The organism is Niabella agricola (assembly GCF_021538615.1).
In the GTDB taxonomy this organism is placed as follows: Bacteria; Bacteroidota; Bacteroidia; order Chitinophagales; family Chitinophagaceae; genus Niabella; species Niabella agricola.
On the sequence record NZ_JAJHIZ010000003.1, the window covers coordinates 3,214,139 to 3,239,153 of the forward strand.

Consider the following 25,015-nt stretch of genomic DNA (forward strand, 5'->3'; position numbering starts at 1 on the left):
CTGTTAATTTATTATGAATTAGCAATCGGTTAGTAACCGGTTGTGCCGTTGGCGGATATTTTTGCATATCGGTAAATGGGAATCAGTTGCTAACGCTCATTCGTTTAAAAATGATAAAAAGCAAGCAACTTTTGCCATTTATTTCATATCTTACGGTTATGAATAAATAGTTTTTAGTGATGAAGAATACGTATCGTTTAATAGGATTTGTGATTTTAGGAATTGCTGCATCTGCAGTTACGGGTGCGGTATGTGAAGCACGTAGAAGAAATGCGATGAAACGATTGCTGGATACAGCCAATGAAGGCTATGAAACTGCACATGATATTATCTACCCCGGGAAAGGACATCGCCGGGCAAAAAAACTCCGTTACGGGCCCGTTTACCCGGGTATGTAACATTCCGGATCTGGGTTTTGAAAAACCTTCAGATCCCATCACTCCCGTAATTTCAAAACCATGCGCCGGGTTCTTCGGTTTCTTTTATTAAAACCCGTTCTATGGGCTGCCAGAAAATTTGATTCCAGTCCGGATAAAGCCCGCATCTATGATGCGCTTACCAGGCTTTTTAATCATATTCTAAACAACCCGGGTAAGCTGGGGCCGGTGATCAGTTTTGACAGCAAAACAGACCGGCTGATTATTTTCTCCGATCAGCATAAAGGAGCCCGCAACGGAGCCGACGACTTTGCAATTGCGGCTCCGGCCTACCGGGCGGCGTTAGCATATTACAATGAGCAGCAGTTCCGTTTTATAAACCTGGGCGACTGCGAGGAGCTTTGGGAGAACACGCTGTCGAAGGTTAAAAAATACAATGCAGACGAATTTATAGCAGAGAAGGCATTTGTGCAGCGGGATGCTTTTGTAAAGGTGATTGGTAACCATGACCTGTACTGGGGCAACGACCCGCTGGCAGGACTTGAACTGGAAGCCCTGTACGGAAAAAAAATAAAGGCCTGGGAAGGAGTGATCCTGCGTACCGATATCAATGAGCGGGAATTGCGCATCTTTTGCACCCATGGCCACCAGGGTGATGCCAACAGCGATGGGAACTGGTTTACCAAGTTTTTTATTTCCCGGATCTGGGGGCCACTGCAGTCTTATCTGCAAATCAATACCAATGAGCCCTCCAACAATGCATATAAAAAAACAGTGCACAATGAGATCATGTACGAATGGTCGGCAGAACAGGACCAGATCCTGTTGATCACCGGTCATACACATCAACCCGTTTTTGAATCGCTTACACATATAGAGCGGTTGTATCGTCAAATGGATATCGCCAGGGAACACAATGATGCAAAAACGATTCAAAGAATACAGGAGGAAACCAATCTTTATCAGGAACGGTTTAATAACCTGGTCTTTGATTATAAGAAAATGCTGCCCACCTATTTCAATACGGGCTGCTGCTGCTTTTCAGATGGCGATATTACCGGCATAGAAATAGCGGAAGGATCAATCCGTCTTGTAAAATGGCAGAGCAAGGGGCAAAGCCCTGGCCGGACCGTATTGGAAGAAATGCCGCTTGCTGCGGTGATGGAGCAGATACAGCGGTGATAGATCGCTGGATTCAGGTATACACCGGCTTGCCCGGCTATCTTATCTTCAGGCCCCAAAACCAATACTATGGACCGTCGCCGTTTTATTCGTCAGAGCGCCCTTTCTGCCGGGGGGCTGATCCTTTCTGCACATATCCCCTTTAGTCGTTACCCCTTGAAGAAGCCGGAAGTCATTGTGATCGGGGCCGGTTTTGCGGGGCTGGCGGCCGCGTTGCAGTTAAAGCGGAAAGGTGTTACTGTAACGGTGATCGAAAGCCGGAGCCGGATCGGCGGACGTGTGTTTTCCCATCCGATCAATGAAAACCTGGTGATAGAACTGGGTGGGGAATGGGTGGGCAACTCGCACGTGCGCGTGCGGGAACTGTGCGCGGAATTTGGCCTACCGCTGGAGAATAACCAGATGAATACGCATCTTATTTACCAGGGGCAATACCATGCTCCCGGTTCCTGGAATTATAGTGAGGCGTGGAATGCAAAATTTAAAAAGATCCTCGACGCCTACCCGCATCTTAAGGAAACAGATAAACAGAGGCTTGATCAGTACGACTGGTGGCGGTTCCTGGTAAACAATGGCTGCAGCGGCCGTGATCTTGAAATCCGGGAATTGCTGGACAGTACTGATTTTGGGGAAAGCATCCGGCATGTTTCTGCTTTTGCGGCTTTGGCAGAATATGCGGAAAGCAGCGAGAAGAACGAAATGGATCTGAAGATAAAGGGCGGTAACGCCCTGCTGGTTCATAAAATGCGGGAACAGATTGGTGCTGAAAATATTTACTGCAGTCATCATGTTTCCCGTATCGTTCAAAAAAACCGGGTGGAAGTGACCTGCACTAACGGGAAGCGCTTTACCGGTGACCAGTTGATCTGTGCTATTCCCACCTTTTCTGTGCAGCAGATCCATTGGGATCCGGTATTGCCGGAGCCGCTTACTGCCGCATTCAATGCGCTGCAATATGCCCGGATCAATAAACATGCCCTGCATTTTTCGGAGCGGTTCTGGAAAGAAGAGGCCTTTGACCTGGTGTCGGACCAGTCACCACATTATTTTTATCATGCCACCAAGAACCAGCAATCTACCGAAGGTGTTTTGATCGCCTATAGCATCGGAGATAAAGCAGCCTCCAATGCCAACCAGTCTAATGCATTTTTAGCAGATGATGTATTCCGCTGCCTGGAGCCGCATTTTGGCAACCTGCGTTCCCTACTCAAGGGACAGGTCAATTATTATTGGGGCAATGATGCCTATTCATATGGCGCCTATGCACTTTACGGCATTGGTCAGTGGTTTAAGGTAATGCCTGAACTGAAAAAGAAATTTTTGCTTACTCATTTCGCGGGCGAGCACCTGGCCGATTGGCAGGGCTTTATGGAAGGTGCAATGAATACGGGCGAAGCAGCCGCAGCTGAGGTAATCGGATAACGGTCCTCAGGGAAGAGGACCGTTATTGGAAGATCTGTTATTACCAGATGTACTTAGACAGCGATTTTCCGGCTTTGGCATACGCCTCCGAAATCCGCCAACTGGTATCAAAATCAACCCCCATCGCGTCCCGGCCGGGAGCATTGTCAACAGTAAGTTCTGCAATCACATTACCGCGATTGGCTGTTTCCACAATGGTTACCGTAGCATCTATATATGCATTCTTCCTCCATGCACCAACATTAAACCCTGGTTCAATAAAAGTAGTATGGAAAACAAGCGTGTATTTGGCATCCTTTTCATTTTTCAATTTTGATTTTTCAAGGAACTGCTCCAGAAATTGCGGCTCATAGGCACGGGACTTATCACTTTGCCAGGATTCGGCCCATTTATCGCCTTTCCCGGCCTCTTTTTTATTATACTCCTCTGTTTTTTTGGCAACATAGTCGGCTTCGCTTTTAAACTTGCCAACGCTCAGGCCTTCATAACTGAATTCAATATGAATACTGGTCTGGTCTTTCAGCGGAGCCAGGTCTCCTTTCGTTTTTTTAATTTTTTGAGCATATCCTGAAAAGGTAACACTCAACAAAAGCAGTAAAAAAGAAATTCTCATAAACATAGCTATTTGAAGGTTAAAAAATAAATTCCGGCTTTAGTGGTTCGACAGGATCAGAAAACTGTGTTGTTTCCCGTGATACTGGTTATAAATGATGATGCGGTCGATGGCTGTAGGCAGCGAGCCTTTCTTTAAAAGCACTTCGGGCACCCGCTGTTGTTGCAGGAGGTAGGTTGCCAGCCAGGTAGCAAAAGAGCTGGCAGTGGGATATTCACCGCATAAATGTTTAAACCGGAGTACCGTAGTAAACGGAACCAGGGTTTCGAGGTTACTATAAAAAAAGCGGTAGCGGTTATCGCCGTTGTCACCGGATAGCAACAAGGTGTTTCCTGTAACCGGGTAGGTGGCCAGCAGTTGCTCCAGCCGTTTTTCCACATACTGCGGGTCTTCTGTATGCAAGGTCTCCACAGCATCGATCCTGGCCAGGGCGCCCTCCCGTTTCCCGCTTAATAAAAACAGGGCGGCCCCTTCACCGGCAATCGTGGCGGCATGCTCCGTTTGAAACAGGTCCGCACTGTTTAGCTTCGGGTCGTACCAGCCGGCCAGCCGGTCGATATTATAATTATAGGTAGAGATCTCATCCACAGCGCCTGTGAGGTATACCTGCTCCGGGCGCCCGTTAAGAAACATCTTTGCATCCAGCAGGGCGTTTTCAAAAGCCAGTCCCAGGTGCACATGCGTTGCATTGTAATGCCGGTTTTTCGTGATCAGGCTTAGTTGACCCGCAATGGCATTGGGAGTGCTCTGCACAAAATTGCCAGGGGTGAGCATGCCCTCCTCATAATCGATGATCTGATTCAGAAACTTAATGCAATCTTCCATGCCGCCATTTGCGGTTCCGATAATAATGCCATCGGGTACGGTTTCTTTTAACAGCGGCAGACCGGCCCCGATGCCCATGCGCACCGCCTTGCTCATCCGTCGTAACATGCCGGGAGGAACGCCCTCCAGTACTGGTTCCAGTGCGGTAAGCTTTCCGTCGGCAGCCGGGATCAGGTCCTCCAAATGTACCGGTCCAATGGTATGCTGTGGTGAAATACAAAACTGCTGATGAATGTACACAGATCTTTCTTTTTGGGGCTAAGATAGGTAAATTAGTGATCAGCCATCAGCTTTTAGCATTCAGCAGCTTAAGGCTGACGGCTAAAGCGGATGCTTTCTTTAACGAAACCATAAAAAAAATTATACGTACTTCGCAGGGTTAAATAAACGGCGTATGAACATTTTAATTACCGGCGCCTCGCAGGGGATCGGGTTTGCTATTGCTGAAGTGTTTTCAAAAAATGGAAACAAGGTGCTGATCACTTCCAGAAATGAAGTGCGGCTTTACCAGGCACTGGAATCGTTACAAACCAGATATCCGGACGCCAATTTTAGGGCAAGGGCCTTTGATCTTTCTGTAAAGGAGCAGGTGCAGGTGCTGGCCGCCTGGGCCCTGGAGCAGGGTACTCCGGATGTATTGGTCAATAATGCCGGTTTTTTTGAACCGGGTAATATCAGTGATGAAGCAGACGGCGTATTGGAAAGCCAGATGGCCACCAACCTTTACAGCGCATACCATCTTACCCGGGCGGTATTGCCTGCCATGAAGGCGCAAAAGAAAGGGTTTATATTTAATATCTGCTCGGTGGCAGGATTACAGGCCTATCCCGGCGGAGGCGCTTACAGCATCAGTAAATTTGCGCTGAATGGTTTTAGTCAGAATCTGCGGGAAGAATTAAAACCGCATGGAATAAAAGTGACCGCGTTATTTCCAGGAGCTGTAATGACGGCTTCCTGGGGCGGATTTGATAATAGTAAAAAACGAATCATGGAGGCGGCCGATATTGCCACGCTGATTGAAACAAGCACCCGGCTTTCTGATGCCGCTTGCGTAGAAAGTATTATCTTAAGACCGCAATTGGGCGATTTATAACGGGAACGATTGACGGTGCCTGCGTATAAATTTCCCATGGTGACTATAAAAAAGGCCTGCCCTGGCGGGCCGTACCTTAAAAAGCGCGCATGAAACGGTTTGGATTATTGATATTCCTGCTGATGACCTCATTTACGATGATGGCCCAGCGGAATGTTTTGGAGGCAAGACTGAGAAGCAGTATTTATTTGAATGTATACGCCAATAAAACCAATTGTTATATCGGCGAGCCGATCATTGTAACGTATAAGCTCTATTCTTCACTGGAATCGGTTTCGGAAGTAATAAAAGATCCGGCTTTTCATGGTTTTGAGTTCCGGGATCTTATAAGCTCCGGCGATGGTGTGGTAAGCCGGGAAACCGTAAATGGGGAAACCTTTGACGTACATACCATTCGCAAAGTACAGTTAACACCCATGGAAGCGGGAACGCTGGAACTGGATCCTATGGTGATCTCTAACAGGATCCGACTGGTGGATGGTTCCGGGAACCGGAGTTCCATACTGGACGGTATTGATGACAATATACCATTAAAAAACGGGGAATACCGAATGACGATCGCTTCGGTGCCTATTACCGTTACTGTGGGCCAGGCTCCGGCCAATGCGCCTTCTGCAGTATATAACGGAGCGGTTGGCGACTTTAAGATGCATGTCAGACCTTCAAAGATCAATTTTACGCCAGGTGAGCGGGGCACCCTGCAGATCACTATTTCGGGAACGGGCGATTTCAGCCAGGTAACACAACCCTCCCTTGAATGGCCCAAAGAGATGGTGGTGTATCCGGCGAATGTAGAGGAACAATATAACCGGAACAGCCGTACAGCCCCGGGGGTAAAGCGCTTTACAATTCCTTTCACTATGGGGAAAGCAGGCGCTTATACCCTTCCACCCATCCGGTTTTCTTATTTTGACGCCAGGCAAAATCGCTATAATACGATCAATAACCCCGCCATTACTTTTTATTCCAGGGAGCCGGGATCTATACGGAAGGACCAGGGGCCGGTTAATAATACTGCTGAACGCAATGATAATTTTGGTGCTCTGCTTCTTGGCCTGGGCGTTGTTGCCTTATTGCTGTTCGTGCTGTTCCTGGTCCGACGGTCAAAAAGAAAACGGAGAAGGATGCCCGTTATGCCGCAGCAACCGGTAGCAGCACAGCCCGAAAAAAACGGTCCCGCACCACTTGCCCCGGTGGGAGTCGATGCACTGCTGCAGCCCGCAGAAAACGCGGTGGCTAAAGCGGGCAGTTCGTTTTACAGCCTGTTAAAGCAAGGTATGGTGCAATATTTGGAGCAGCGTTACCAGGTATCGGCTGCTTTATTCAATAAAACCAGCTTAAAAGAGCATATGATGCTCCGGAATGTACCGGAAACGCTTCAGAACGAGGTATTCAACACCCTAACAGAAATAGAAATGAATATTTATTCTGCCGGAGGTATGGATGGCGACCGTGTGCGGATGCTGGAAAAAACAAGAGCAGTATTAAAAAAGCTCTGACCCCGGTGTTTGTTTTATAATGCTTCCGATCTTGTGTCGTTCAGCTTGCAGTTAACAGATTCTTCAATAACAAGGACCATTTCATTCTTTTATACGTCAGCATGCGTCTGGCACCGCATCATAAACACCTTATATAAGGGCTTATTTTACTTTTCCTGCACGCACCTGCGCTACATCCGTTTTAGTAACGGTACTGGCATTGTTTCCAAAACTTTTCCGGATATAGGTCAGCACATCTGCCACCTGTTGGTCGGTCAGCGTTTTGAACGGGGGCATGTTGTTTGAATACAATTCTCCGTCAATTTCAACCCGCTCCTGCATGCCGTTCAGAAGAATCTTTATGAGGGCTGCTTTTTTGCCGGTTACCTGGCTGGTTCCTGCTATAGGTGGATTTAAATTAGGTACACCACCTCCGTCTACCTGGTGACAGGAGAGGCAGAACTTTTGGTATACCAGCTTCCCGCTCCTCAGCATGGCAGGAAGACCGGTGGCCGGCGCCGCCCTTTTCACCGGGGCGGTTTTCTTTGCTGTTTGCGAGCATACCGGTGAAATGCAGCCGAACAACAACACTGCGACGATCATTTTTTTCATTGTGGCTTAATAGTATAAAGAAGGTTGATAAACGCTTGTGGCGGACCCTGCGGAAGCCGGCTGGTCCGTTTGATTGGGTTATTTTTTGTATTCAATTTTGTAAATGGTGCCCTTTACATCGTCTGTTACATACAATGATCCATCCGGGCCCTGGGCCAGTCCGCAGGGGCGGTGTTGGGCCTGCCGGGGGGTGTGTACTTCCGCAACGCCGGCAAAACCATCCGCAAAAACTTCCCAGTTGCCCGAGGGCCGGCCATCTTTAAAAGGAACAAATGCAACCATAAAGCCTTCCTGTTTTTCCGGCGTCCGGTTCCAGGAGCCATGGAAGGCAACAAAAGCGCCGTTCCGGTATTTTTCCGGGAATTGGGTACCGGTATAGAACAGGAGCCCGTTGGGAGCCAGGTGTGCGGGAAAGGCTACGACAGGATCAATGTAACCGGCGTTGCCCTCTTTTTTGCCATCACCGCCATATTCCGGGGCAAGGATCTTTTTTTTCTGAAAAGGGTCGTAATAAATGAACGGGAAACCGGCATTATCGCCTTTCCTGATCATATACATGCATTCGGAGGGCAAGTCGGCCGATTGCTGCTGTGTGTACAAATCCGGGAAGAGATCATGTAGCTGATCCCGCCCATGCTGCATCACAAAAAGAGTATTGTTTTGCGTATTCCAGTCGAGACCCACCACATTTCTAAGACCGGTGGCATACCGGGTTCCTTCGGGGTACGATTGGTTTGGTTTATCAGCCCTGAACTGCCAGATACCGCCGGCAGAATCCAGCAGCGGACAACCGGGGATACCCATCGACCCGGGCTGCCGGTCTTTTTCCTGGCAGGAATTCATCGGGAAACCGATATTGACATAGAGATTACCATCGTTATCCAGTACAATCGATTTCGTTTCGTGCTGGCGGCCCATTTTTAAGCCCGTGACAATGGTTTCCGGCTGGTCAGGATTTATGACTTCATTTTTGTCGTTGAGCTTATACCGGAAAACGGCTTCATTGGATGAAGCATATAAAAAACCATTCTTTAAATAAAGGCCGGTTCCGCTGTAGGCGCCAAATCCCCCGGTAACCTGAGCCTTTCCGTTGGCCCCTTCCTGTAACACAAGGATGCCTTTACCGTTTTTAGGGCGGGATAGTTTTATATATATGGTACCCTGCGGTGTTACCACAATATCTCTCGCTTTTGCTGTACTATCGATGATTGTGTGTACGGTAAAGCCCTGCGGAAGTTTCAGCGGAGCGGGTAACGTATTGGGCCCATGTCCCGGCTTTTCTTTGCAAAGCGGAACAAATGAACTGAAAGCCATGCTGCAACCGAGCAGCATTAACGGAAAAAACAATTTACAAATATTCCGATGTATCATGGCGTGAATGATTAAGCGTCCGGGGTATCAGCAGCATCTGCCTGCGGCAACCCGATGCAAGTGACAAAATACTTCTTTAAAAACACCGGGGTTCATTAGCCAATCATTAAATGATTTTGGCTTTTAAGCGCAGCCGGTTCCGGAAATCATGGGTGCAGTGTATCGCTGTCCTGTAATACGAAGGGACATGTCAGGTTTCCGGGCATCCCCGATGCAGTCTCATCGGAATAAGGCTGCTTAGGCCGTAAATTCTTTTTGATACACCATGGGGCTTTTTCCCGTAATGATTTTAAAATACTTATGGAAGCTGGTAAAATTGTTAAAGCCGCTTTCAAAGCAGAGCCTTTTCAGGCATTGATTGGTTTCAATAAGCAATTTGCAGGCATGACCTACTCTTAGTTCAATCAGGAACTGTGAATAGGTTTTCCGGGTGCGGGACTTAAAAAAACGGCAGAAAGAGTTAGGGCTGATATTGGCAACATCTGCAATTTCTTCAAGCTTGATTTTGCGTTTGAAATTCTTAATGGTATAATCAAAAATGGCTTGTATCCGCTCATTGTCGGTAGTAACACCATCCGGTTTAAACCCGATGGACGATAACTGGAAGCATTCCTTTTCTTCAGCAACAACAGCCAGGGCTTCCAGCATCAATATGATCCGCTGACTTCCTTCTACGTTGAGCAGTTTTTCTAAAATGGCGGCAACCTCACCACGCGCGTTTCCCTGCACCTGCAAACCCCTGCGTGATTTCTCCAGTAAACTACGGATGCCGCTGTTTTCCGGTAATTGCAGAAACTGGCCGCCAAGAAAATTTTCGTTGAAATGTGCCACCCGGACGTCGGTAGTGCGGCGGGACGTTTCTTCAAAAAACAGATCATCGAATTTCCAGTAATGAGGAAGATTAGGGCCCACCAGTACCACATCTCCGCTTTGGAAAGGGGTAATGCTGTCTCCGATAAATTGCGTGCCTTCTCCGCTTTTAATATGGATCAGCTCCAGCTCAGCGTGCATATGCCATCGGTTGTTTACATGCGGAACGAGGTCTCTGCGAACGCTGAATGAACGTTGCGGTTCATTGGAAACTTTAAGCAACTGAGGTCTCATAGCCAAATGGATTTGTCAAACAATTGTTATTACAAGCAGGAATAAAATTAGAAGTTTATAAAATTTTGCACGAAAAATCTACGCAATCGTTATCGAAGTTTTTCATTGAAAAGGGTGCTGGGCGGGCGGCCTTTAGCATTTTACCAAATATTCAGTACTTTTTATAAATTTATTCAAGAAAACCCTCAATATAGTAAAAGTTAAAATAGCTGCATTTATTGCCAAAAAAGAGGAATGGCTGGTAATAATGTTGCTGTTTCTTTACAGGCCATTCGAACGTATAAGCTCCGCATTATGAAAAAAAGTATCCTGTTGCTTTGTTTGGCTATTTCCGGTATTTCAAATGCACAAATGCACAGCATTGAAAAATTATGGGAAACCGATACCATTATCCCTGTCCCGGAATCAGTACTGCCCGATGTTCAGGCAAATACGCTTTATATTTCACTGATCAATGGCGGCGGGTGGGATAAAGACGCTATTGGAGGCATCGGGAAACTGAATCTCAGCGGCCGGCATTTCAGGGGCAACTGGGTGGAAGGGCTCAATGCGCCCAAAGGCCTGGGAAGAGTGGGCAATAAGCTTTTTGTTGCAGATATTGATGTCGTGGCTGTAATTGATATTGTTACGGCGCGCATTGAAAAAAAGATATCCCTGGAAGGCGCTGCCGGATTAAACGATATTACAACAGACCGCCGGGGCGTTGTTTATGTTTCGGATTCCCGGAAGGCCCGGATCTGGAAACTGGAAAAAGAACGGCCCTCGGTGTACCTGGATAGCGTGAAGGGGGCAAACGGTTTAAAAGCTATCGGAGATGACCTCTTCTTTGCAGAAGGAAAAAAGCTGAAGAAGGCAAACCGTCAAAAACAGATTAGTACTATTGCAGAGCTCCCCCAGGGTATCGACGGCATTGAACCGGTTGGGAACGGAGATCTGCTTGTAAGCGCCTGGAGCGGGTACCTGTTTTATGTAACAGCGTCCGGGCAGGTGGAGGTATTGCTAGACACACACCTTGAAAAAATGAACACCGCCGATATGGGCTACGACCCGGTTAAACGGATCATTTACATGCCCACATTTAATGCAAAAAAACTGGTGGCCTACCGGCTGCGATAACTCCCGCCCATAAAAAAACGCTGAAGCGGTTCAGCGTTATATTTTGTAGGAGGGCAGTTTTACCCGCTCCTGTTATTAATCAGCCGGATAACCGTTTAATCTCTCCTGTTCATGAATATGGAAATATATTGCAACAGTGTTACCACAGCGGCCAGGGCTGCCACTACATAGGTGGTAGCGGCCCATTTTAAAGCATCTTTTGCCATGGGGTATTCTGTATTGTTGGCAACATTGGTATGATTTAACCAGGTCAGAGCCCGCTTGCTGGCATCAAATTCAACAGGCAGGGTAATCAGGGAAAACACGACAGTGATCCCCATCAATATGATTCCTGCCAGAAGCAGGGTATAGCTTCCGGATGCGGCCATGACAATACCGGCTAAAAGTACCCAGTTTACGATCATAGAGCTGAATTGTACTGCCGGCACAAGTCTGCTGCGCATCTGGAGCGGGGCATATTGATGGGCGTGCTGCACGGCATGACCGCACTCGTGTGCAGCTACAGCAGCTGCAGCCACTGTTTGGCCTTCGTAAACTTCGGGGCTCAGATTTACCGTTTTTTTAGTCGGGTCATAATGGTCGCTCAGGAAACCCTGCACGGAAGTTACCCGAACATCATAAATGCCGTTTTCCCGTAGCATTTTTTCTGCTACGTCTTTACCACTCAGTCCGGCGGCCAGCGGTACTTTGCTGTACCGGCTGAATTTGCTTTTTAAAATCATTGATACGATCATGCTGATACCCATAAATAACAGCGATACCATCATAATTCCAGGTGTCATATTCTTGCGTTTTTTTTATATCCCGCAAATCTCTCTCCAATAGCAATTTAAGGGATTGGACCGACTTTTTGTCATGTAGATAAGTTTTTTTAGGGATATTTTAAGAATGGTTTTATTAATAAATTATTAATAATCAAAATATTAGTTATTTTTCTGGACCTGAAATTTCATCAGTTCTTAATTTCTTAACCCTTGTCCCCCTGAATTTGATTTTTTATTTCTAAGCCAGAATTGTACCTTAGTATCAGAATTTAATGGGTTAGTAAGTATTAAGGTCAGTCGAAAGATTGGCCTTTTTACTTTTTTGCAGTAACCGCCTGAAAGCGGGAACCGGTTTAATGGATGTTATAAAAAACAAGGCAGCATTCTGCAAATATGTTTCACTTTCCACGTGCAATTCTCATTCCAAATCTGCAGGTAGCTTACCAAACGAAATCTCAGCACCCAACTTTCAATTCTGTTATCTTTACCATATGGCTAAGGTTAAGAAATCATTCTTCTGTCAGCAATGCGGATATGAAAGTGTTAAGTGGTTGGGACAATGTCCGTCCTGCGGGCAATGGAATACGTTTGTTGAAGAAATTATTGATAAAGGATCCGATAAAACAGACTGGAATCAATATACCGGGGAGGTAAAACGCAGCAATAAAACGATCTCGATTCATGATGTCATCAGTCAGGAAGAGAGGCGCATCATTACCCGCGATGTGGAATTGAACCGGGTTTTGGGCGGAGGTATTGTAAATGGAAGCATTATCCTGGTTGCGGGAGAGCCCGGCATTGGAAAAAGCACCTTGTTTTTACAGTGCGGACTGCAATTTACAAATACAAAAGTTTTATATATAAGCGGGGAGGAAAGTGAACAGCAGATAAAGATGCGTGCAGACCGGTTAACCGCCGCAGGAGGTGAAAAGATCAACGATCAGTTTTACCTGCTTACCGAAACGTCTACCCAAACTATTTTCCAGGAGATCAAAAAATTAAAACCGCAGATCGTTATTGTAGATTCGGTTCAAACATTGCAGTCGCCGGTTATTGATGCTTCACCGGGAAGCATCTCGCAGATCAAGGAATGCACTTCCGAGTTCCAGCGGTATGCAAAGGAAACCCACACACCCGTATTCCTGATCGGTCATATTACCAAGGAGGGAAGTATTGCAGGACCGAAGGTGCTGGAACATATGGTAGATGTTGTATTGCAGTTTGAAGGCGACCGGCATTATGCATACCGGATCCTTCGTACCTTAAAAAACCGGTTTGGCAGCACTTCGGAGCTGGGCATTTATGAAATGACCGATACGGGTATGCGGGGAGTGTTGAATCCGTCTGAGATTTTAATTACCCAGAAAGAAGACCAGCTGAGCGGCATTGCGATTGCAGCTACCATTGAAGGCGTGCGTCCGCTGCTGATCGAGATCCAGTCGCTGGTAACGCAATCGGTTTATGGAACACCGCAACGTACGGCTACCGGTTTCGATCTCCGGCGCCTGCAGCTATTACTGGCGGTGCTGGAAAAACGGGGCGGGTTTCATTTCGGGGTTAAAGATGTATTTCTCAATATTGCCGGAGGTATCAAAGTGGAAGATCCTTCCATCGACCTGGCCGTACTTTGTTCCTTATTGTCTTCCTATGAAGATGTTCCCCTGGCCCAAACCATTTGCTTTGCGGGAGAAGTGGGATTGAGCGGAGAGATCCGGGCAGTAAATAAAATTGATCAGCGCATTGCAGAGGCCGAGAAGCTGGGTTTTGAAAAGATTATCGTATCAAAATACAACCAATCCCTTAAGAATACAAGCCGTTTCAATATCGAAGTGATCCGTATGAGCAGGGTAGAAGAAGTGTACCAGTACCTCTTTTAAGTGTTCACATCATCATGTGATGCGGTAAATTTTTTATTGGAACATATTTCTTTCAATTTTGCAATTGAGATAGAAAACTATTCTGCTTTTTAATTGACTTTTTCCTCTTAAAACTTTTTAAGAATGCACAAAACAACCAAAAACAAGATCGTGCTGTCCGCTTTTGCCGTTTGCATGATCAGCACTGCTCAGGCACAATTACGCACCGTTGCGGTTAACGTAGATTTACAGGATGTAACCGGAGTGTCGCCGGTAGCCCCCGCCGGGGCAAACGTGGTAAACTTTGTTTACCAGACAACAACCGATTACAACAGTGAAAAAACAGTAGCGATTACGGATCAGTTTCGGGTTACCAGTACCAAGGCTTATGATATAAAAGTGCATGGCACCGCTGATTTTACTGCCGGTGGCGGCGCCACATTGCCCTTGAGTATCTTAAGGCTCGCTGCACGTACTACCGGTGCAGCCAGTTTCCCGGCCGACATTACCCCTACGCAAACGGATCAAACGCTGATTTCGGGTACGCCTACGCTGGATCAGGGATTTGACGTACAGTACAAGATTCCGCAGAACGCTACACTGTTGACCGCTACAAAAACTACGTATACAACAAATATTGTTTATACGGCTACAGCACAATAAGTTATTCCCGGTATTTAAAGCAGAAATTTTTGAAATTCAAAAATTTCTGCTTTATTATTTTAAATCATACAAGTCTCAATGCGTTATCGGTTCCCCTGCTCTCTTATCTTAAGCCTGCTTTTTTGCTGCGTTTTACAGGCACAGCAGCTCTCTTTTTCTCCCATGCGACTTTTTTTTAAAGGTGCTCCGGGAGAAACCGTAAGTGAAACCATTACGATATCCAATACCACCTCCCAGTCCTATGAATTCCTGTTAAGCCTTAAGGATTGGAACCGGGATTCGCTGGGTATCAAACATTATTTTCCAGTAAGCAGTCTGCCACATTCCAATGCCAAAAATATCAAGCTGCCCCAAACCAGTTTTGTAGTGGCCCCCGGCGAAAAAAAGACCTATACTGTAAGCATGCGTATTCCTATTGCAGACACGCAGAAGATTGCGAGCAATAGCATGCTGTTTTTTACACAGGTCAATGCACCGCGTAATGAAACAGGTGACAAATCAGGCATCGGCATCAGGATCAGCATGGAATTCGGAATCCAGCTTTTTTATACGCCGCAGGCAGCACAAAAAGGAACGCTCCGGTTCCTTGCGTTTAACTATGAGCCGGGGCATAAGAAGGATAGTGCGGGGCACCGCCTGGTGGTAAAATATCAAAACACCGGCCAGGTGCACAAGGATGGTTTTATCCGGTTTGAACTAACAAACAAGCAAACGGGTGAAGAAATAAAACCGGAACCGGTACCCATCGCGATTATGCCCGGGGATGACCAGGTAGTGCATTACCCGTTGCCTAAACTGGCTGCCGGAAACTACCTTGCTGTAGCCATACTGGACGCCGGCTCAGATAATGAATTGAAAGTTGCAGAAAAAAATATGCATGTGGAAGAATAGCATCATCCGGCCTTTCTGGTTGATATTGTTTCTTTGGAGCCCGGGAAGGGCTCAAAACGCTCAGCTGACCATTAATGAGGCTGCCCTGATCGATGGTGTTGTGAATATGACGGCTACCGGCTATAATTATAACCCGGGTTTACTGGCATTGCTGCCCAATATCATGGTGAAGGGTAATGGTGATCTGAATCCGGTTTCCGGTACAAACAGCGCCCTGCCATTAGCAAAGTTCACTGCAATGTATGTGAGAGGGGTCAATCATGATAATGCCATTACGCTTAGCACGACGCCTCAGTCAATGACCAGCGAGCTGTTATCGTTGTTGCTGCTTAGCGGCGGACCTTTTACGGTAAAATATGAAGCGCCCAATCTTGCTGCAACTGCCTGGCAGGCCGGAACTTATTCCAACACATTGGCCTACTCGCTTAGCGCCATTGGTATTGGCTCTGCGGTTACTCCCACACAGGTAACCCTTACAGTGATTGTGGATCCGCTTATAACAGCGAGCATTGCACCAGAAAATATAGCGTTGGTAGTAAATGATCTGAAATATTTCCGGAACACTACGCTTGAAGCCTTCAATGCTTTTACACTGCGGCATACCGTGCCAGTACAACTGGCCCTGACGGCGAATACAGCGCAGCTGGGTTTTGCGAACGGGTATCCAGGTGTATCAGATCCACAAACTGCAGTGGGTAAAATACAGGTGCAGATGACTACCCCCGCCGGTTCGATAATGCCGCTGGCGACCACCAGCCAGCAACTCGTGGCCAATGCGCCGGTACCTGTGGGTAATAAAACCAATTTCAATGCGCGGTTTTTTATCAACCCGTCGGATTTAAAAACAGCGTTTATCAATAAGGGCGATTACAGTACTACTGTTACCCTGCAGGGCACGAATACCAGCCCGGCAGCTACGTACAGCAAAGTACTAAACCTGGCGGTTACCATAAATGACCTTTCAGAATTCAACCTGTCCACCACCGGTGTAACCCTGCCATTCCAAACCGCCGCAGATTACAAAAATGGAATAGCTTTGGAGCTTGCTAATCATCTTCAGGTAAGCAAAACCACACCGTATGATATCAGTGTAAAAGCGCAGACCAGTGATTTGACCAAAAGCGCATCAGTGGCCACAGTGCCGGTAAGTGTACTGGAAGTAGGTCCAGCAGCCGGCCAAACGGGGGTAAATACCATCAGTTCCCTTTCCACAACCGATCAACTATTGGTGAGCGGCGCGCTTCCGGCTGTGGACCGGTATCTTAATATACGCTACCGGATACCTGCATCCCGCACACAATATCTTATCAATAAACCAGCCGGAACGTATACGGCCGTGCTTAATTACACCTTAACCGCACATTAAACCACTCAATTAAACTGGGTAATCTCTACCTTCCGCGCCCGGTAGGTATACTTCAATTCAACGGTTTCCTGTTGCTGTTGCCGTATCTGCACCATTTTGTTTTCCTGGAGCATGGTAAAACCCAATGCCCCGGCATCAACAGAAAGCAGGTATTGGTCTTCGGGAAGATAAAGATGAAACAGCCCCTGCTCGTTTATAAGGGTCATAAATACGGCACCGTTTTTTGAAATCGCTTTTACCCGGATGCCGGCGGGCGGCGGCGGGGCATCTGCATACTTGTCGGCCACATAAACAAGCTTTCCCGTCAGCAATTCTGTTTTTACAAGCGCAACCTCAAGCCGGCTGTTTTTTGTCAGTACAATTTCCGGGCTATTTAACAGGCTCCAGTTCTTATTATTCAGGATGGAAACGGAATAGCTTTTATTTTTTTCGCCGGTAAATTTTACAAGCCCCTTGCGGTTAGTGACCGCCATCGTTCCGTCAATACGTACCTGAACCCCCGGAGCAGTGGGTTCGCCCTCATCGTAGCGGCCATTGGTATTCAGGTCTGCATAAAAGAAAAGCTCCAGTTTCCGTTCCTGCAGCTCGCGCTGATTATGAAAGCTTTTTTCAATACCAACCCGTATTTGCCTGCTGTTATAACGGTATGGCAGGGAAGGATCGCCAGGGTCGTAGCTTGTACCGGACCCCTGGGTAACATTGTAGGCCATTGGTTGCACGTTAATCCCGTAAAGCATATCTGCCGTAACAGCCCAGTTGTTTTTCAGGTGCCAGCGGAGGTTGCCGTTTACGGCGTAATTGGAGCTATGATTGTAGCCCGAATAATTATAGGTAACGCCCACATTCACAGACACGCGCTGTTGAAAAACTGCAAAACCGGCGGTTGGTCCAAGCGATAGAAATGTGTATTTAGGCCGTTCCAGGTCAAGCGCCAGGGCATCCGTTAAATAGTAGCTGTTAAGTTGGGCGAACGCCGAAAAGCCCAGTACCTGGCCTTTATAGGAGGTATTAACGCGAGACGACAGAAAGGGCGCCTGGGGTCTTTGGGAGGTATTTTGGAAAGTATAGCCGTTGTCTGCTTCGAGGAAGAAGGTATGCGTTGCATAAGCATAGCCCAGGTTTATTTTGCCGCGGAGGGAAGCCGATTTCCAGTTTTCGTTTTTTTCTTGCAGTTGAATATACTGCGTGAAATAATAAGGTCTGAAGGCAATATTCCAGCTTCCGCTCCGGGTTCCGTAACCGATTTCATAAGTGCTGTTGCCGTACCGGCTGGCGGCAGAAAGATATTCGTTTCCGAAATAGTAAAGGAGCCTGGGGTTATTGTTCAACAGGCGTATGGCGGCAAAGAGCGTGTTGTTCCGGCCAAAATCGAGGGCCATATTATTGTCTAGCTGCAGCAATCCTCTTTTTAATCCCCCGTAATAAGGTGATGAATAATAGTTGTAACTGTAAGACCGGAAGCGGCCGTTGCTGTGTACAATTTTTAACCCTCCGGCAACTCCAGACCGGGCGTCTGCATTTTTTATATGAAGCAGGCTATAACCGGCCTCTGCACCGATATAAGTGCTTTTACCAACCGGTATGGTAATGCTCCCGGATAGCAGTGAAGTATTGATATGGCTCCAGGTATTGGAACTTTGTAATAGAGTCAGGGATTTATTTTTTACCGAAGACGTCTGGTCCTGGTAGGCAATGGCGAAGGTATAACCCTGGCCCTGAGGGCGGTAGTGAAGACTGTTGTATAACAGATAATTGTTTTCAACTCCGTAGAAGGTCAGCGACCGGTTGGCGCTGGTTTTAAAACCTGCTTTCAGCCCTCTTCCGTTCAGGTTAAAATCAAGCAGATCGTAAATGGTTCCCGCCCTCAATCCCCATTTACGGGATTGGTAGTCGATATAGGTATCATAGATATTCAATCCCTTTTGTACAGGACTGGTTATATAGTCGGCATTTATCCGGTACCGGAGCTGCTGGCTGTCGGGCAGGAAAAATGAACCGTTTCCCTGGAACTGGTAGGCGGAAAGACCTTGATTTACCGACAGGTAGCGCATGCCAATAGTATTGGGCGGACTTTGTGAAAAAGAAAGCTGGTTCAGACCAAGCCGTTTATCGCTGCTCATGCTCATCATCCGCAGATTTTTTATGGCAAGCTGGTTCCCGGCTTTGTCAAGAGCGCGGATGAGAACGAGAAAATCAGAGGCAGTGCGGTTGCGTAATTTATTGGTTGCGGTAAATACAATAGTTTGCTGCTGGCCCGGTGCAAGCGTCAGTTCATTTATATCACCGCCAAATTCCAGCCCTTCGGGGATATTGCTCAGGTCCAGGTGAAAGCTGACGGGGACCAGGCCGTTATTATAGCAGCGGACGGGTACACTGGTTTGCCGGCTCAATTGGCTAAGATAAATCTCGGGTTCATCCGTGTCAACTACCAATCCCTGTATTTGTTGAAGGTGTGTAGTAAAGAAAGCTGCATTTTGTACGGTTACATCCTTTTGCAGGGGTGCGAGCATAATGAGAAACCGCTGAAAATTGCTATGAACGGTACGCCGGTCAGCAAAGTATTTAAGCGGGTACCATTTTTTTTCCCGGCCTTGTAACCGGATGCTGTCCGGCAGATTCAGCATGCCTTTTACAGATGCCGCAAAGTTTGTTTGAAAAAGCAGCACCTCTGTATTGCTGCTGTTTTCGATCCAGATGCTGTTGGAAAACGTTTCGCCGGAACGGATAGATACCGTATCATATTTGAAGCCATAGCGTACCAGCGGTTGCTGCGCTGCAGCGGGCAGGCAGCTCACGATCCCCAGGATAAAAAAAACAATGCGCACAGAAAATAAGCAGTAATAGTGGTATGTTGATAGCACAAATGTACGCGGTAGCCTTCCTATTTTACAGGTGGTATTACCACATAAAGATGTGATTACAGGTAATGAAACTTAAGCAGTGTGATCAGTTCTGCCTTGCTGTTGATGCGGAATGTTTTATAAATGTTTTTGATATGCTCCCGTACCGTGTCGATGGAAATCTGGTATTTGTGCGCAATCAGCTTGTAGCTTAGTCCTTCCACAATACCTTCCACGATCTGCTGTTGCCGGTGGGTTAGTTTGCCGGTTAGCTCAACATTATGGTGAAGGTAGTCAAAGATCTTGCCGGTTACGGCTGTGCTGATAAAGGCTTCGCCTCCTATAATTTTTATCAATGCTTCATTAAAGGCGGATGCGGAAAGTGAAGCGGGAATAAATCCCCGCACGCCTATCCGTATATATTTCAGCAACAGACCCAAATCTCCCATTTCACCAATGGCTACCATCAGGCATCCCGGGAAAGATTGAGCAAGTGCCGACAACACAGCCAGGCTTTCCGGACGTGTAAGATCTGCTGCAAATAAAATCAGCGGCGGATGCGAAAACAGGAGCCGGTACGTATGTAAAGTCGAATCATTGGAGTCTGTTACAACCCGTATCCTGAAGCAAAATGCCGTGCTTTGCCTCAGAAAGGCTGTTAAGTGCTCCGTAAAACAAACATTGTCAGATACGATAATCGTATCAATAACAGGGGTAGAGGGCAAAACCATAATATTCTTTATGCCCGTTCTAAAAACGGTTGCATAAACTTTGATTGTGGTTAAATTAAAGTTCAAATGCAAAGATAAAAATTTGGTTCCGTATATGTTTATTTTTTATATTTGAATGAGAAGCTGATCATAATGAACACCCTGCAACAAGCCTGGAGCGCTTTTACCCATCTGTTTTATCCGCATATTTGTGCGGGCTGCGGCAGCGATGCATTGCCGGCTGGCAGCGAACTTTGTCTTTCCTGTATATACGGATTACCGGTTACGGATTTTGAAATGAACGCTGGTAATCCGGTTGAAAAAATTTTTGCCGGCCGGTTGCGGATAGAAGCGGCCAGCGCACATTGTTATTTTTCAAAACGATCAGCCATACAACACATGCTCCACCAGCTAAAATATGGCGGTAACCAGGCACTGGGGCGGCAGCTGGGGATGCTGCTGGGTACCGGATTAATGCAATCCGCGCGTTTTAAAGACATCGGCCTTCTGGTGCCGATGCCGTTGTTTGCTGCCAGGGAACGCCGGCGAGGCTATAACCAGGCGGCGGTTTTATGCGGCGGTATTGCTGCTGTAACCGGAATACCAGTTTGCACAACGCTGATTTACAGAACAGCCGCTACAGAAAGTCAAACAAAAAAGAGCCGGGTAGACCGGTGGAACAATATGCAGGGAAAGTTCAGCGTCCCCGATGCGTCAGTGGCTGTAAACCAGCACCTCCTGCTGGTAGATGATGTAGTTACCACGGGTGCAACGCTGGAGGCGTGTGGCAGCGTCTTGCTAAAGATTCCCGGTGTGCGATTGAGTATTACAGTGCTGTGTTTTGCCAGTAATTGATTGCAGGAGCTTGTTGTTTAACAAACAAAATCGGAAAAACCGGTTACCTTTAGGAATAAATCGAATATATGAAAGTACTTCTTACAACACTCGTGCTGGCTGCAGTAATGGCAGCAGGCTCTATCTATGATTTTAAGGTAGCCGGATTGACCGGAGGGACTATCAATTTTAAAGATTTTAAGGGAAAGAAAATCCTGATCGTGAATACCGCCAGCAAGTGTGGCTACACCCATCAGTATGAAGGATTGGAGGAGCTTTATAAAAAATACAGGGATAAGCTGGTGATCGTAGGTTTTCCCGCAAACAATTTTAAGTCACAGGAGCCCGGCAGCAACGAGGAGATTGCTGAGTTCTGCAAAAAAAATTATGGTGTCAGCTTCCCCATGGCCAGCAAGGTATCGGTTCAGGGAGCAGATATGGCGCCTATTTATAAATATTTAATTGCTGAAGCAGAGAAAAAAGGAATAAAAGATCCGATCAAGTGGAATTTTACAAAGTTTTTGATGGATGAAAAGGGAGCGTTGATTGCCGTGTTCCCGTCGAAGGTAGAACCCATGAGTGAGGACCTTTTAAAATACCTGAACTAAGTTTTCTATATATTTTTTTCTGACAACAAGCAATTAATGGCCCCCATAAAAAGGGGCTATTTTTTTATATTCGCTGTAAAATAATTTATGCGTACGCTGGCCTTTCTTGTTTGGATAACTGTATCTATGATTGCCTGTAACTCAAAAAAGGAGGCAGATCTGTTGGTATTTAACGGAACCATTTATACGGTAGATACCGCCTTCAGCAAGGCTGAAGCCATGGTAATCAGGAACGGTAAGGTAGTAGCCCTGGGCGCTAAAATCGAGCTGGAAAAGCAGTATGCCTGTAAGGAACAGCTGGATGCAGCCGGGAAGTTCATTTACCCGGGCTTCATCGATGCGCATGCTCATTTTGTGGGATACGCAAAAGGACTTTCTGAAATGGACCTGACAGGAACAATCCGCTGGGAGGATGTATTGCACCGCTTCAGCGATTATAAGACCGGTGATACCAGCAGTTGGATCATCGGGCGGGGCTGGGACCAGAACGACTGGCCGGTAAAAGAATTTCCCACGAACGAAGAACTGAATAAACGATATCCGGATCGCCCGGTATTCCTGGTGCGGATCGACGGGCATGCAGCAATTGCGAATAACAAGGCGCTGGAACTGGCAGGGGTGAAAGCGGGGGACACCATTACCGGGGGCGAATACCAGGTAAAAAACGGCATACTTACGGGTATCCTGATCGACAATGCCATGGATAAAGTGGCTTCCCGGATTCCTGAACCTTCGCTTGATGCGGCAAAAGCCATGCTTCAGCGGGCCCAGGCCAATTGTTTTGAACAGGGACTTACCTCTGTTCATGACTGCGGGCTCAGCTATGATGTGGTGGAGAAAATAGAGGCGTTACAAAAAAACGGCGATCTGAAAATGCGGCTGTATGTGATGCTGAGTGATGCTAAACAAAACTATGATTACCTGCTGAAGCGGGGCATTATCAAAACAGACCGGATGCATGTGCGGGGATTCAAGGTTTACTCCGACGGGGCCCTGGGCTCCAGGGGGGCCTGCCTCCTGCACGATTATTCCGATAAAGCCGGTTGGAAAGGATTCTTATTGAGCAAGCCGGAACATTTTGACTCGGTGGCCCGGTTTATTTCCACACATGGCTGGCAGATGTGTACGCATGCCATTGGAGACAGCGCCAACCGGACCATGCTGGAGGTTTATGCAAAATACCTGAAGGGCAGGAACGATTTGCGCTGGCGAATCGAGCACGCACAGGTGATCAACGCGAACGATTTTCATTTCTTTGGCGATTACAATATTATTCCCTCGGTACAGCCTACCCATGCCACATCGGATATGTACTGGGCCGGCAACCGGCTGGGAGCAGATCGTTTGAAGGGTGCCTATGCTTATTTGCAGCTATTAAAGCAAAACGGATGGATACCGCTGGGGACCGACTTCCCGGTAGAGGACATTTCACCCTTTAAAACGTTTTATGCAGCGGTGGTACGAAAAGATGCGGAAGGCTTTCCGGCCACCGGTTTCCAGGTAGAAAACGCGTTAACAAGGGAGCAGGCCTTGCGGGGCATGACGATCTGGGCGGCCCGTGCAGCATTTGAAGAGCAGGAAAAAGGAAGCCTGGAGCCGGGAAAACTGGCAGATTTTGTAGTGCTGGACCAGGACTTAATGCAGGCTCCTGAAGCAGCATTACTAAAAATAAAAGTGTTGAAGACCTATTCGGGAGGGGAGATGGTGTTTGAAAAAAAGTAAAGACCTATGAGGTTTACAAAAACCTCATAGGTCTGCGCGGCTACACGTCGTACGTCGTAGACGCTGTATCGCCTCCGCGCCCGGTCCAGTTGGTATGGAAGAATTGTCCGCGGGGCTTGTCTGTTCTTTCGTACGTATGCGCGCCAAAATAGTCGCGCTGCGCCTGCAGCAGGTTGGCCGGAAGGCGTTCGGTGCGATAGCCGTCATAGAAGCTGATGGCGGCATTCAGGCAGGGCACCGGTATCCCGTTTTGTATGGCGGTGGCTGACACTTGTCTTAATCCACCCTGGCAGGCCTGGATCTTTTCTGCAAAATACGGATCTAGCAGCAGGTTGGCCAGGTCAGGATTCTTGTCAAATGCTTCTTTAATATTGCCCAGGAAGCGTGAACGGATGATGCACCCGCCTCTCCACATCAGGGCGATATTGCCATAGCTTAGTTCCCAGTTGTATTCTTTTGCGGCGGCCTTCATCATCTGGTATCCCTGTGCATAAGATATTACTTTTGCAGCATACAGCGCATCTCTTAAATGATCGATGAACGCTTTTTTGTCGCCATCAAAAGCAGGTGTGGGACCAGCGGTCAATACTTTTGAAGCGGCCACGCGCTCGTCTTTTAATGCAGAAAGACAACGGGCAAACACGGATTCGGTAATTAGCGTAAGCGGTACACCCAGCTCCAGTGCCACGGTCCCGGTCCATTTACCCGTACCTTTTTGCCCGGCAGTATCGAGGATCCGGTCAATGATGGGCGTGCCATCCGCTTCTTTATAAGCCAGGATATCCCGGGTGATCTCGATCAGGTAACTGTCCAGTTCTCCTTCATTCCATTCTTTAAATACTTCGTGCATTTCATCTGCAGACATACCCAATACATTTTTCATGATGTGGTAGATCTCGTTGATCAGCTGCATATCGCCGTATTCGATGCCATTGTGTACCATCTTTACAAAATGGCCGGCACCACCCGTGCCTACCCAGTCGCAACAGGGCGTACCATCGGCTACTTTAGCCGCAATGCCCTGGAAGATGGGCTTTACTGCGGGCCAGGCTTCCTTAGAGCCACCGGGCATGATGGAAGGTCCCAGCAGGGCACCTTCTTCTCCGCCGGAAACGCCGGTACCGATAAAGTACAGTCCTTTGCTTTCTACATATTTTACCCGGCGTTCGGTATCGGGAAAATGAGAATTGCCGCCATCAATAATGATGTCGCCTTTATCTAAATGCGGAATCAACAGCTCAATAAAATCATCAACCGGCTTACCCGCTTTAACCATCAGCATCACTTTTCTCGGAGACTTTAAGGAGCTAACCAGGTCTTCAATCGATTTTGCGCCATAAATATTTTTTCCTTTTGCCCGGCCGTTTACAAAATTTTCTACTTTATCAACAGAGCGGTTGTAAGCGGTTACATGAAAGCCCTTGCTTTCCATATTCAGGATCAGGTTTTCACCCATCACTGCCAGGCCAATGACGCCTATGTCAGATACTTCATTCATAATTACGTACGATTAATGTATAAACAAAAAATGATTAACGATTATAAGTGCCCAAATTTAACCCCATGGG

At 47.2% G+C, this 25,015-nt stretch carries 22 protein-coding genes; 13 read left to right on the forward strand and 9 right to left on the reverse strand.

Translation table 11 applies throughout. From position 1 onward, the window contains the following. Positions 1-179: 179 nt before the first annotated feature. The 3 genes from LL912_RS18765 to LL912_RS18775 all read left to right on the forward strand — a co-directional run bounded on the left by LL912_RS18765 (position 180) and on the right by LL912_RS18775 (position 2,981). On the forward strand, positions 180-398 hold the full coding sequence (locus LL912_RS18765) for a hypothetical protein (RefSeq protein WP_235556535.1): 219 nt from the start codon (positions 180-182) through the stop codon (positions 396-398). Between the two features lie 60 nt (positions 399-458). Beyond that, entirely contained in the window at positions 459-1,559 is a 1,101-nt protein-coding gene (locus LL912_RS18770; protein ID WP_235555138.1) for a metallophosphoesterase family protein, read from the forward strand. Positions 1,560-1,628: 69 nt separating this feature from the next. Continuing rightward, positions 1,629-2,981, forward strand: a complete 1,353-nt coding sequence (locus LL912_RS18775) for a flavin monoamine oxidase family protein (RefSeq protein WP_235555139.1) — start codon at positions 1,629-1,631, stop codon at positions 2,979-2,981. 40 nt (positions 2,982-3,021) lie between these two features. Here the strand turns inward: LL912_RS18775 and LL912_RS18780 are convergent, their stop codons facing one another. Continuing rightward, positions 3,022-3,594, reverse strand: a complete 573-nt coding sequence (locus LL912_RS18780; protein ID WP_235555140.1) for a hypothetical protein — start codon at positions 3,592-3,594, stop codon at positions 3,022-3,024. A 39-nt stretch (positions 3,595-3,633) separates the two neighbouring features. Further along, on the reverse strand, positions 3,634-4,659 hold the full coding sequence (locus LL912_RS18785) for a beta-ketoacyl synthase chain length factor (protein WP_235555141.1): 1,026 nt from the start codon (positions 4,657-4,659) through the stop codon (positions 3,634-3,636). A 154-nt stretch (positions 4,660-4,813) separates the two neighbouring features. On the opposite strand from LL912_RS18785, the gene LL912_RS18790 reads away from it, so the two are divergent. Both LL912_RS18790 and LL912_RS18795 read left to right on the forward strand, forming a co-directional pair. Further along, on the forward strand, positions 4,814-5,512 hold the full coding sequence (locus LL912_RS18790; RefSeq protein ID WP_235555142.1) for an SDR family NAD(P)-dependent oxidoreductase: 699 nt from the start codon (positions 4,814-4,816) through the stop codon (positions 5,510-5,512). Between the two features lie 89 nt (positions 5,513-5,601). Continuing rightward, a complete protein-coding gene (locus LL912_RS18795) occupies positions 5,602-7,011 on the forward strand; it encodes a BatD family protein (RefSeq protein WP_235555143.1) in 1,410 nt (469 codons plus the stop codon). A gap of 141 nt (positions 7,012-7,152) precedes the next feature. On the opposite strand, the gene LL912_RS18800 is transcribed toward LL912_RS18795, so the two are convergent. The 3 genes from LL912_RS18800 to LL912_RS18810 all read right to left on the reverse strand — a co-directional run bounded on the left by LL912_RS18800 (position 7,153) and on the right by LL912_RS18810 (position 10,077). Continuing rightward, positions 7,153-7,593: a c-type cytochrome gene (locus LL912_RS18800; RefSeq protein WP_235555144.1), complete on the reverse strand. Its 441-nt coding sequence runs from the start codon at positions 7,591-7,593 to the stop codon at positions 7,153-7,155. 87 nt (positions 7,594-7,680) lie between these two features. Beyond that, entirely contained in the window at positions 7,681-8,916 is a 1,236-nt protein-coding gene (locus LL912_RS18805) for a PQQ-dependent sugar dehydrogenase (RefSeq protein ID WP_235555145.1), read from the reverse strand. Positions 8,917-9,210: 294 nt separating this feature from the next. Then, the gene (locus LL912_RS18810; RefSeq protein ID WP_235555146.1) at positions 9,211-10,077 is read right to left on the reverse strand and encodes an AraC family transcriptional regulator; all 867 of its coding nucleotides are present in this window, start codon (positions 10,075-10,077) and stop codon (positions 9,211-9,213) included. Between the two features lie 294 nt (positions 10,078-10,371). Between LL912_RS18810 and LL912_RS18815 the strand changes: the two genes are divergently transcribed. Then, positions 10,372-11,193, forward strand: coding sequence for an SMP-30/gluconolactonase/LRE family protein (locus LL912_RS18815; protein WP_235555147.1), 822 nt, complete (start codon positions 10,372-10,374; stop codon positions 11,191-11,193). 95 nt (positions 11,194-11,288) lie between these two features. On the opposite strand, the gene LL912_RS18820 is transcribed toward LL912_RS18815, so the two are convergent. Beyond that, complete coding sequence (locus tag LL912_RS18820) at positions 11,289-11,975, reverse strand: zinc metallopeptidase (RefSeq protein ID WP_235555148.1); 687 nt, start codon at positions 11,973-11,975, stop codon at positions 11,289-11,291. A 473-nt stretch (positions 11,976-12,448) separates the two neighbouring features. Between LL912_RS18820 and radA the strand changes: the two genes are divergently transcribed. The 4 genes from radA to LL912_RS18840 all read left to right on the forward strand — a co-directional run bounded on the left by radA (position 12,449) and on the right by LL912_RS18840 (position 16,733). Beyond that, entirely contained in the window at positions 12,449-13,834 is a 1,386-nt protein-coding gene (gene radA / locus LL912_RS18825) for a DNA repair protein RadA (protein ID WP_235555149.1), read from the forward strand. A 123-nt stretch (positions 13,835-13,957) separates the two neighbouring features. Further along, on the forward strand, positions 13,958-14,476 hold the full coding sequence (locus tag LL912_RS18830) for a hypothetical protein (protein WP_235555150.1): 519 nt from the start codon (positions 13,958-13,960) through the stop codon (positions 14,474-14,476). A 78-nt stretch (positions 14,477-14,554) separates the two neighbouring features. Beyond that, complete coding sequence (locus tag LL912_RS18835) at positions 14,555-15,367, forward strand: fimbrial biogenesis chaperone (RefSeq protein WP_235555151.1); 813 nt, start codon at positions 14,555-14,557, stop codon at positions 15,365-15,367. Next, complete coding sequence (locus LL912_RS18840) at positions 15,354-16,733, forward strand: hypothetical protein (protein ID WP_235555152.1); 1,380 nt, start codon at positions 15,354-15,356, stop codon at positions 16,731-16,733. The genes LL912_RS18835 and LL912_RS18840 overlap by 14 nt, the downstream gene beginning before the upstream one ends. Positions 16,734-16,738: 5 nt before the next feature. Here LL912_RS18840 and LL912_RS18845 read toward each other — a convergent pair whose 3' ends face one another. Both LL912_RS18845 and LL912_RS18850 read right to left on the reverse strand, forming a co-directional pair. Beyond that, positions 16,739-19,558 (reverse strand): hypothetical protein, encoded by a 2,820-nt coding sequence (locus tag LL912_RS18845; RefSeq protein ID WP_235555153.1) that lies wholly within the window; start codon positions 19,556-19,558, stop codon positions 16,739-16,741. Positions 19,559-19,650: 92 nt separating this feature from the next. Then, positions 19,651-20,304 carry a helix-turn-helix transcriptional regulator gene (locus LL912_RS18850; protein ID WP_235555154.1) on the reverse strand — a complete coding sequence of 218 codons (654 nt, stop codon included), beginning with the start codon at positions 20,302-20,304 and terminating at the stop codon, positions 19,651-19,653. Between the two features lie 111 nt (positions 20,305-20,415). On the opposite strand from LL912_RS18850, the gene LL912_RS18855 reads away from it, so the two are divergent. From LL912_RS18855 to LL912_RS18865, 3 genes are all read left to right on the forward strand, one after another. Further along, positions 20,416-21,138: a ComF family protein gene (locus tag LL912_RS18855; RefSeq protein ID WP_235555155.1), complete on the forward strand. Its 723-nt coding sequence runs from the start codon at positions 20,416-20,418 to the stop codon at positions 21,136-21,138. Between the two features lie 68 nt (positions 21,139-21,206). After that, positions 21,207-21,725: a glutathione peroxidase gene (locus LL912_RS18860; protein WP_235555156.1), complete on the forward strand. Its 519-nt coding sequence runs from the start codon at positions 21,207-21,209 to the stop codon at positions 21,723-21,725. A gap of 87 nt (positions 21,726-21,812) precedes the next feature. After that, positions 21,813-23,447, forward strand: coding sequence for an amidohydrolase (locus LL912_RS18865; protein WP_235555157.1), 1,635 nt, complete (start codon positions 21,813-21,815; stop codon positions 23,445-23,447). A gap of 40 nt (positions 23,448-23,487) precedes the next feature. On the opposite strand, the gene gnd is transcribed toward LL912_RS18865, so the two are convergent. Further along, the gene (gnd, locus tag LL912_RS18870; RefSeq protein ID WP_235555158.1) at positions 23,488-24,945 is read right to left on the reverse strand and encodes a decarboxylating NADP(+)-dependent phosphogluconate dehydrogenase; all 1,458 of its coding nucleotides are present in this window, start codon (positions 24,943-24,945) and stop codon (positions 23,488-23,490) included. Positions 24,946-25,015: the final 70 nt, after the last annotated feature.